Here is a 7345-nt window from a genome sequence, read left to right on the forward strand (position 1 = left end):
CGGTAGTTCAGTCGGTTAGAATACCGGCCTGTCACGCCGGGGGTCGCGGGTTCGAGTCCCGTCCGCTGCGCCATATTCGGTAACCTGGAACACTGAACGCCAGGTCACCACAGAAAGCCCGCCTTGTGCGGGCTTTTTGCTGTCCGGGATTTGGCCGGGCTTCAATGAAAAAGCGACCTTGGGGTCGCTTTTTTCATTTCTGACGGTTTATTGCTCGGCGTTGCGCCTGTGACGGTAGTCGCTGACGGCTTCATACACGGCCTTGCGCAGGCGATTGATACCGCCGATGGGGCGGTGTGCTTCGACGCCGAACCAGGGATTGAACGACTGGTTGTCGCACTGCAGGTTCAGCGCGGGTGTATCGAAGTCCTGCGCCGGCACATTGATCCGTGCCACGGTCTCGAAGGGCGCATCGCTCTCGCGCCACTCAATGCTGGTGTCTTCAATCGGCATGTACTTGTTGGCGTCCTGTCGCTGGATCTGCAAAACGAAACACGCGGGCACCTGGTCAGTCGACAGCTGTTGGTTCAGCGCATTGCGCAGGAAGTTCGGTAATTTGCGATTCTGTTCGGGCAGGTTGTAGGCCGGGCAGCTTGCCGGATCGGGTATGACCCGGAACTTCGCATTGGCTTCACCGAACTTGTAGGGCGAAACCGAAAAGTATGTCGCCTGGGTCGGGCTCGACGGGGCAGGGGACAGCGTCACCAAAGCGATGAGCAGGTGGCGAACCTGCCAAGTCCGTGGATCCCAGCCGGGGAAGAAGGCCATCAACTTTTTACCTTCGGCCTGGGCGGCGACGTTCTGACGGTATTCGGCGACATTACTCACAAAGAAGTTCGGATGGCTGAACATCACAAAATCCTGTTCACCTCGGCCTGGCCGGTCGCTCAACAGTGGCTTACCCGGTACCTCGAACAGTTTGATCGCCATGCCCCGGGCATCGCGGATGCTGTCGAACTGTGGGTAGGCATTGCCGTTAGACAGGCGCATCGTCGCTTGCCAGGTTTTGCCCGGCTCGCTGAACACACCCTGACGCAGTTCACCTGGCAGTTCCGGCAGCACCTGAACCTCGGCCCTCACACAGCCGTGGGCCTTGGCATGGGCGTCGCGCAGGTAGCGGGTGCTTTCGCGGTGCTGATCGACGATGCGCACGGCGGTCTGGATGATGTCCTGGGTCATCGCGGCTTCAGCGTCCGGAATCAACTCCTGCGCCGAGACCGGTCCGCGATGCTGCCAGGCAAACCAGGCGGTGGCCAATGCCCAGCCAAGCACTCCAAGACCCAGTAACCACAGCAACAGCTTGCCGAGGAAGGTGCCCAGGCGCAGCCAGAGAATTGTCAGCATGGGAACGTCCTTTTGACTGAGGCTGTGGTCATGGCAATTGCCCTTCCAGCGGTCCGCCCAACACTTTCAAATACTCCAGCAGTGCCCAGCGCTCTTCCGGTTGCAACCCGCGGCCGATCACGCCATTGCCGAGTTTGCCGGCACGGAATTCATGACCACTGTTGTGGTTACCGGTGATTCGCGTGTCGAACAGAAAACCATTGGAAATGGCTTCGGTGCGGTAACCGAGGTGTTCCGGGTCGTATTCGAATGTGCCTTTGTAGAACGTGGTCGCACGCTCATCCTGAGGCGACAGCAATTGATAAATGCTCGGTACCGAACCGTTGTGCAGAAACGGCGCTGTCGCCCATACGCCCGCCAATGGCCTGGCCTTGTACGAACGCAATTCGCGCACGCCGATCGGCAGGCCGAAACCGTCCATTTCAGGATATTCGGCAGGGGGGATATTGGCGTCTCGATACGCACGGTCCCGGACATATGCCGTGACATAGGCCAGCCCCTTGGCCACGGACATCTTGCTCAGGTCCAGTGGTTCGGTGGGTTTTGGCTCTACATCAAGTTTTTCCAGTTCTGCCTGCTTCCATTGCAACGCTGTTAGGTCGAAGCGGTGGTCGGCGATGTTGTTGGCCGCACCGGGGTCTGTGCCGATGTAATCCACCGGGAGCATTTTCAGGTGCTGGACATATCGTCCTTCGCCTTGGCTGGTATGCGGTACATGACAACCCGCGCAGTTTTCGGCGAACAATGCGCGACCCTTTGCTGCCAGAGGTTTGTCGACCGCGCCCAACAGATCTTCCGGCCAGGCCGGTGGCGCGAGTCGTTGCAGGGTTTCTTCGATCAGGTGCAGATCGCGCACGCGCACGCTGGAGGGGTAGCGCGCATCGCCCATCAGCGGCTGGCCGTTCTTGTCGAAGAAGTTCAGCGTGGCACCGACGCCCAACGCCTCGCCGATGTTACGGGCCATCGGTTGTTTCGCCGAGCCGTTCCACTGCACCCATTCGAACGTCCACATGTTCCACAGCTGCGGATAATCGACCGGGGCATTGGCCACACGGTAGTTGTCGGGGGAAATCGCATCACCGAAGCTGGCGTTGGCGATGCGCCCGAAGGCGTCTGTGCGCCCCGGGCCTTCCTCGGTCGGATAGAGCCCGCGGTGGGTGTCGTTCCAGGCCACTTTGAGGAACGTATCCAGCGAAGATTTGAATTCATTGCGCAGTTGATTGTGGCGCGTCTCGTAGTCCTGCCCCAGCACGTTGCGTGCGAAACGTTCGAATTTCCACGGGTTGTAGTAGGTCGAAACCAGGCTGGCCACCAGCGCTTGTCCGAAACTGCCCCCTTTGAGTGTAGGAACACTGGACGGCAGCACATGCTGCGCCGAGCCGCCATCGATACGCACGGCTTGGCCCTTGAAGCGCAGTTCACCGGTGTGGCAGGCCGCGCAGGTGATATCCAGAAACACATCCGGGCTCCCCGCATTCTGATGCCGGGTAAAGCCTGCCGGGAGGTTGCCGGGGTTATGCGGTGTAGCTTTCTGGCCGGGGTCCACCAGAAAACCGAAGCGGGCGAGGTACTCGGGGGCGGCGAAGCGTTGCTGCGAGAAGGGCAGTTCGAGGGCGGTGAACCAGTCATAGCGCAAGCCTTTGACCTGGGTGCCCTGGGGTGTGAAGTAATAAGTCTCTCGGTCGGCAGCGCTCCATTGCTCCAGGTAATGCACCTGTTGTGCAGGCGACCAGGCCGGCAATTTTGGGTTGGCGACGTAGTAAAGAACTACGGCCAAGACCAGCCCGAGCAGTACTGTGATAAGAACCAGCAAGCGAATAAAGAGGCGCAAGATAAACATCCGTGTCGAATTATCCTGCCGTTATGCCCGAGTGCCGAAGGTGCGGCAAGAGGCCATTACGCCAGATGTTGCAGGCTCAGGAATCAGACACCTTCAGAGCAAGATGAAAGAAGCTTCATCAGCCGAATTGTGAAATGCGTTTAAACACCTGAACTTATCAATCGTTTCCGGCTCTCATGCCGGTAGCCATTGGTCGTGGCGGCCTGATAAGCTCGCGGCTTTACTCGATTGCCCTTTAGGCGCATGAACAAGGAAATAGCATGAAACAGCATCGGTTGGCGGCGGCGGTGGCCCTGGTTAGCCTGGTACTCGCGGGTTGTGATTCGCAGACCAGCGTAGAGCTGAAAACTCCGGCGCAAAAAGCTTCCTACGGTATCGGCCTGAACATGGGCAAGAGCCTGGCTCAGGAAGGCATGGATGACCTGGATTCCAAAGCTGTAGCCCAGGGCATCGAAGACGCCGTCGGCAAGAAAGAGCAGAAACTCAAAGACGAAGAATTGGTTGAGGCGTTCGCCGCGCTGCAAAAGCGTGCCGAAGAACGCATGGCCAAGATGAGCGAAGAGTCGGCCGCTGCCGGCAAGAAATTCCTCGAAGAAAACGGCAAGAAAGCCGGCGTGACCACCACCGCTTCGGGCTTGCAGTACGAAGTCGTGAAGAAAGCCGATGGCCCTCAGCCTAAGCCGTCTGACGTAGTGACCGTCCACTACACCGGCAAACTGACCAACGGCACCGTATTCGACAGCTCCGTCGAGCGCGGCAGCCCGATCGATCTGCCGGTCAGCGGTGTGATCCCGGGTTGGGTCGAAGGCCTGCAACTGATGCACGTTGGCGAGAAGTACAAACTGTACATCCCTGCTGACCTGGCCTACGGCGCGCAAAGCCCAAGCCCGGCGATTCCGGCCAACTCTGTGCTGGTATTCGACCTGGAACTGCTGGCCATCAAGGATCCGGCAAAAGAAGACGCCGCTGCCAAGTAACCAGCGCGTGTTTCATCGACAACGCCTCGCTTATGCGGGGCGTTGTTGCATCTGGCGTTCGGCACGGGTAAACAAAACGAACAGACGCTCTAGACCGGAGTCTTAGGCATAGTAGGCGTTGGCGGTAGCCGTACCAGAACGCCAAGTCAATGAAATTATGGGTTTTTTTTGATGAGTAAAAAACGCCCGATCTGATTGGAGGCCTTGTAAAACGGGGCTTACAGCGATGAAAAGCAGCTCTGTTCACAAGGTTATCCACAATTTGTGTGGATAACATTTCAATGGGAGGAATGATGAAAGCACCCTGGAGTTTCGCTCGTTTCCTGCCACTGGCCGGACGCCTGCTGGCGCGCGGCCGATTGCCAACCCTGCTGTTCGCGGTCGCCAGCAAGGGCGCGAGCCAAGGCAATCGACTGGGCAAGCTCAAGGATGATTTGCGACTGTTGCAGGCACTCTGCCTGGCCTATTGGCGCGGTGAGTATCGAGCCATCAGTCCCAAGGCGCTGGTTTCGGTTGTCGCAGGCCTGATGTACTTCCTCAGTCCGGTGGATGCGATCCCGGATTTCATTCCAGTGTTTGGCATGCTGGATGACATCGCGGTACTGGCATGGCTGATGAAAGTTCTCGACGACGAACTCAATGCCTTCCGCGCCTGGCGCAAACGGCAAGTGCCGGAGAAGCTCGCGGTGGTCGAGCGCCTGCCTGATACCCCTGAGCAACTTCAGCTTCAAGGCCCGAAAAAACACTGAGTCAATTTCGACATGTTCACAGATTGATACCCCCCGCGACCTTGGCCGCTGTTAGGATTACACTTCTAGGGAAAAGTGCCGACTCGCTAAGTGTTGTTGTCCTACGGGGTAGTCATGGATATTCAGATAATTACACGCGAAGGCGAGCCCGAATATGCGGTTCTGCCATGGGCTCAATATCAGGCGTTACTGAAAGCAGCAGGCATCAAGGAGCAAGCATCGCCTGAAGCCACGAAGCTTCAGGCGGCAACACCAGACGCGATTCTTCCGGGTCTGGATCAATTACGCAGTTTGCGCGAAGGAAAGGGCATCGCCATCGAGGCGCTGGCCCGCACGGTAGGCATCAGCCCGTCTTACCTGGCCATGATCGAAAGTGGCGAGCGTCTGCCCGACGCCGCGATTCGTCGCAGCCTGGCCTGGGAATTGACGGTGTCAGGGTGGAGGGATGAATCGTGAGCGTACGCATCAGTCGTCAACATTGGGACGGATTGCTGGGCGAACTGGATCAGGCGCGTCGTCAGCGCCATCTCCTGACTTATCGGGCATTGCTGGAGCGTTTGCAGCTGCCGACTCCGGCCATGCAAACCCTGACGGCGGCCCTTGAGCATCTGGCGGCACTGGACGCCAAGGCGGAGCAGCCATTGCGCAGTTCACTGGTGATCAGTCAGGGCGCCAGTCGCTTGCCGCGCACCGGATTTTTTGAATGTGTCGAGCGCCTCGGGCGCTTTTCCGGGCCGTCGGACGGCGTTGCCGCCGCGTCCTGGCATGCTTCGGAAGTGGTGCGGGTGTTCGAGTACGAATACCCGGAATCGGCCGAGGCCTGAATGTTTCTGCAACTCAAGGCGCGGGTCGGCTACTGGCTCGCGCGCAGGCTGTTTCACTGGTCGTGGTTTGTTCGTCAGCCACGCGGCTGGCGCTGGCTCGAAGGCCAGTTCGCACGCATGGCCAATCTGGGCGATGTCGGCGCCCAGAGCTTCTATGGGCACATCCTGACGTTTCGCGGCGTTGGCCTTGGTGCTCGTGAGGAGGGCGTGCGTTTGTTGCGCCTCGCAGCGTTGGCAGGTGATGGCAAGGCGGCGTATCAGGTGGGCGTGATCAGTTTGGCCGGGACGCCAGGCAAGGCGCCGGATCCGCTTGAAGCCGCGCGGTTTTGGGGGATTGCGGCACAGGCCGGGCATCCGTTGGCGCCGATCAAGCTCAAAGAGTTGGCATCCCGCAGTTCTACGTAATCAACAGACATTTCTGACTGGCGTGAGGGCGATCCCTGCGCCACGTTTTCGCTTTAGCGAATTGCCCTACACCAACATCATCCTTTCCTGACTTCTTTCCTCGCGGATCCTCCGCAAAGTCCCTTGCGCCAATTTTCCTGCGCGAGGGAGTGTTCATGCTTGACCCGGTTTTTCATGCAGCCTCCCGCTTTTCGGTGCGCTGATGGATCAGATCGCCCGCGTCGAGCAGGAGCTCGACCACTTCCCCCACACCCTGAGCCTGTATCGCGAACAGCTCACCGGCTTCCTCAATCGCCACGCAGACCAGCTCAGCCATGCCCTGGACCTGCCCTCGCTGATGGGCATGGAGCGGGTGATCAAGCTCGGCGATACCAGCAAGGTCGTCAGCACCGGTGACGATGATTTTTTCTCGACGGTGGCGCAGTGCCCGGCCAACGGGATTCTGCTGATCGAGAGCAAGTTCGAGTCGGTGTACGACATTCCGCTGGGCAATATTCAGGTCGAGGTGGTGGCGCAGGAGGGTGGAGAAAGGAAGTCGGTCCCCCTGGATGAATTTGGCAAGGGCGAGTTCAGAGGCACGCCGGGCAAGTCCTATCGCGTGCATGTGCAGAGTGCAGCCACCCCGGAGCAGCTGGGTGCACTGTTCAAATCCTATGACGGCCTGACCGCACAGTTACAGGACTGGTTGCGTGGCGAGTGGCAAGGCTTCAAACCGCGCTGGCCGCAGTCGACCTCGGCGGCGGTCGGCAACGGCTTGCTGGCCGGCAGCTGGGCGGCGCTGGTCGGGGTGTGGGACCGCATCGGCGAGCTGTCGGCGATATTGCAGGACCCGCGCCGGTTCGCTGAGCAGCTGGGTGATGGCGCCCGTCAGTTGGCCGAGCTGGCGGAAAAAACCCCCGAAGCCATGGCCCGCCTGCAACTGCTGGCCAGTGACGAGGCGGCGCTGTGCCTGCTGTTGCGCACCGCCAGCCTGTGGCTGGAGATGCTGCCGCCGAGTGTCATGGCCGGCGCCACCGCCGAATCGCTGTCGAGATTTGCCGTGGAGTTGCTGATCGACCTGCTGATCGGCGTGGTCCTGACCTTCGCTGCGGCCGGGGCGGGCGTGGCCTATCTGTCGATGCGCTTGGCCCGGCATGGCGCGCAATTGCTGAGTGTCGTGCTGGGCTTCGTCAAAGCGATCTTTGGCCTCGTCAGCCAGTTCATCGG

Annotated in this window: 7 protein-coding genes and 1 pseudogene; 6 read left to right on the plus strand and 2 right to left on the minus strand. The window is 59.6% G+C overall.

The genetic code is table 11. The features are described 5' to 3' along the window. Window positions 1-207 precede the first annotated feature (207 nt). The gene (locus AC07XF_RS28545) at window positions 208-1344 is read right to left on the minus strand and encodes a catalase family protein (protein WP_495029188.1); all 1137 of its coding nucleotides are present in this window, start codon (window positions 1342-1344) and stop codon (window positions 208-210) included. Window positions 1345-1372: 28 nt separating this feature from the next. Continuing rightward, the gene (locus tag AC07XF_RS28550; protein WP_495029189.1) at window positions 1373-3175 is read right to left on the minus strand and encodes a di-heme-cytochrome C peroxidase; all 1803 of its coding nucleotides are present in this window, start codon (window positions 3173-3175) and stop codon (window positions 1373-1375) included. A 269-nt stretch (window positions 3176-3444) separates the two neighbouring features. Here AC07XF_RS28550 and bamJ point away from each other — a divergent pair, with 269 nt between their 5' ends. The 6 genes and pseudogenes from bamJ to AC07XF_RS28580 all read left to right on the plus strand — a co-directional run. After that, window positions 3445-4161, plus strand: a complete 717-nt coding sequence (gene bamJ / locus AC07XF_RS28555; RefSeq protein ID WP_495029190.1) for a BamJ family beta-barrel-assembly machinery protein — start codon at window positions 3445-3447, stop codon at window positions 4159-4161. 293 nt (window positions 4162-4454) lie between these two features. Beyond that, a complete protein-coding gene (locus AC07XF_RS28560; RefSeq protein ID WP_495029191.1) occupies window positions 4455-4910 on the plus strand; it encodes a YkvA family protein in 456 nt (151 codons plus the stop codon). 114 nt (window positions 4911-5024) lie between these two features. Further along, window positions 5025-5366, plus strand: coding sequence for a helix-turn-helix domain-containing protein (locus AC07XF_RS28565; protein ID WP_495029192.1), 342 nt, complete (start codon window positions 5025-5027; stop codon window positions 5364-5366). Then, window positions 5363-5734 (plus strand): hypothetical protein, encoded by a 372-nt coding sequence (locus AC07XF_RS28570; RefSeq protein WP_003223109.1) that lies wholly within the window; start codon window positions 5363-5365, stop codon window positions 5732-5734. Before AC07XF_RS28565 ends, AC07XF_RS28570 begins: the two co-directional genes overlap by 4 nt. Then, on the plus strand, window positions 5735-6139 hold the full coding sequence (locus AC07XF_RS28575) for a sel1 repeat family protein (RefSeq protein ID WP_495029193.1): 405 nt from the start codon (window positions 5735-5737) through the stop codon (window positions 6137-6139). Window positions 6140-6341: 202 nt separating this feature from the next. After that, window positions 6342-7345, plus strand: a pseudogene (locus AC07XF_RS28580) (type IV secretion protein Rhs); the annotation flags it as partial.

The organism is Pseudomonas sp. GW821-FHT01C01 (assembly GCF_059422645.1).

Coding starts and splice junctions, on each gene's coding strand:
- AC07XF_RS28545 (WP_495029188.1), bottom strand. CDS start 1,344: ATGCTGACAATTCTCTGGCTGCGCCTGGGCACCTTCCTCGGCAAGCTG.
- AC07XF_RS28560 (WP_495029191.1), top strand. CDS start 4,455: ATGAAAGCACCCTGGAGTTTCGCTCGTTTCCTGCCACTGGCCGGACGC.
- AC07XF_RS28565 (WP_495029192.1), top strand. CDS start 5,025: ATGGATATTCAGATAATTACACGCGAAGGCGAGCCCGAATATGCGGTT.
- AC07XF_RS28575 (WP_495029193.1), top strand. CDS start 5,735: ATGTTTCTGCAACTCAAGGCGCGGGTCGGCTACTGGCTCGCGCGCAGG.
- bamJ (WP_495029190.1), top strand. CDS start 3,445: ATGAAACAGCATCGGTTGGCGGCGGCGGTGGCCCTGGTTAGCCTGGTA.